The organism is uncultured Clostridium sp. (assembly GCF_934754915.1).
Classification (GTDB): domain Bacteria; phylum Bacillota; class Clostridia; order Clostridiales; family Clostridiaceae; genus Clostridium.
In genome coordinates this window covers 1-1686 of the sequence record NZ_CAKVKB010000332.1, presented here as the reverse complement: position 1 = coordinate 1686, position 1686 = coordinate 1, and the positions used below count along the sequence as shown (strand labels likewise).

Sequence of the window (1686 nt, the reverse complement as noted above, 5' to 3'; positions counted from 1 at the left end):
ATATATAACATATTAAAGTAAGGAGTGACTCTTTATGTCTAATGAAGAACGTGTTGAAAATTTAATGCGAAGTACAATGGAAAATCTACGTGATATGATAGATGCAAATACTGTAATTGGAGAACCAATCGAAACAAAAGATGGAACATGTATAATTCCAGTTTCTAGATTATCATTTGGATTTGTTTCTGGAGGAAGCGAATTTATGTCATCAAAAGACAATTCATCTAAAGATTCCTATCCTTTTGGAGGTGGAAGTGGTTCTGGAGTTTCATTAAAACCAATAACATTTCTTATAATAAAAGATGATATGGTAAGAATGATGCCAATAGAGCATGAAAACTCTTGCGATAGAATTATTGACAGCATTCCTCAAATTTTAGATATAGTAAAAAATTTAATTAAAGATGTAACAAATAACAAAAATAACCCTAAAAATTCTTGTGATTTGGAAATAACTTCCTCAAAAGATGATCACAAGTAGTTATTGATAAATTTATCACAAAAATTTTTAAATTTATGTACTATAAACAAGCAAATTTATAACTTTTAAAATATTCTATAAAATTGACTTATAATTCTTTTGCAAGATTTCTTAATGTTTGTGCAGTCAAATCAAGTTCTTGAATGTTTGCAGATATCTCCTGTAAAGCAGCTGATTGATTATGTGCAATTTCATTTGTACTATTAATATTTTCATCAATAGTTTTTACTGAATTAGATATTTTCTTTATAATATTATCTATTTTGTCAATTGATTCTTTAGATGTTACAGATAATTTTCTTATTTCCTCAGCAACAACAGTAAATCCTCTTCCATATTCACCTGCTCTAGCTGCTTCAATTGAAGCATTTAATCCTAACAAATTTGTTTGAGATGAAATATCTTGAATTAATCCTACAATAGAATTAGTATCTTTAGCATTATTATTTGCCTCATTAGTTTCTTTTGACAAATTATTATTCATATTTGCAAGATCTAAAACTCCAGAATTTATCTCAGCTATACTACTTGAAATCTGGGTTAATGATTCTGACAAGTTATTAGTTATATTTTCAATAGCTTTCTTTTTTCTTAAACTTAAATTTATAGATAAAATTCCAACAACACTGTCTTCTTCAAATATTGGATATACAAATGTCTGAAATTCTGTTTTACATATTTCAACTGCCTTACCTGAAGTTATTACTTGATTTATAGGTCTTTTAGTTTCAATAACTTGTACTATTTGAGAAATATCTTTTATTGAACTTCCCTCTTGTACATTAAAATCAATATCTTTTCCTGGTTCATAATATAACACTTTTTCAGTATCAGTAATTTCTATTGCAGCTTGTTCATCTAATATTCCTTTTAATACAGGAATCATACTATTATACACTACATTAATAGATTCATTCTCACTTATTTTTTTATACATAATACTAACCTCCATTTAATCTTTTCAATAAATTCATACCATACTGTTAATTAATATTAAACTTGTTATTTGATAATTCTTTAAGTTTACAACTTTATTTTATCAAATAATTGTCTTATATGCAAAATTCTACGAAAATAGATAAAAGTCGCATATATTTATAATTAGTATAAATATATAAAATTCACTCATATTAATTAATTTTCTGCTTTTATTCTGTAAGCGCTTAATAAAACAGTATCTTCCTTAGTGTTATGGTTAATGT

At 25.6% G+C, this 1686-nt stretch carries 2 protein-coding genes; one reads left to right on the top strand and one right to left on the bottom strand.

Features of this window, described 5'->3' with window-relative positions; genetic code table 11:
• Positions 1-34 precede the first annotated feature (34 nt).
• Positions 35-484, top strand: a complete 450-nt coding sequence (gene ytfJ / locus Q0F58_RS19475; RefSeq protein ID WP_294379749.1) for a GerW family sporulation protein — start codon at positions 35-37, stop codon at positions 482-484.
• An 88-nt stretch (positions 485-572) separates the two neighbouring features.
• On the opposite strand, the gene Q0F58_RS19470 is transcribed toward ytfJ, so the two are convergent.
• Positions 573-1421, bottom strand: a complete 849-nt coding sequence (locus tag Q0F58_RS19470) for a methyl-accepting chemotaxis protein (protein ID WP_294379747.1) — start codon at positions 1419-1421, stop codon at positions 573-575.
• Between the last annotated feature and the right edge of the window lie 265 nt (positions 1422-1686).

Bases quoted from the DNA above. Each gene is read 5' to 3' on its own strand.
- ytfJ (WP_294379749.1), top strand. From the start codon at position 35: ATGTCTAATGAAGAACGTGTTGAAAATTTAATGCGAAGTACAATGGAA.
- Q0F58_RS19470 (WP_294379747.1), bottom strand. From the start codon at position 1,421: ATGTATAAAAAAATAAGTGAGAATGAATCTATTAATGTAGTGTATAAT.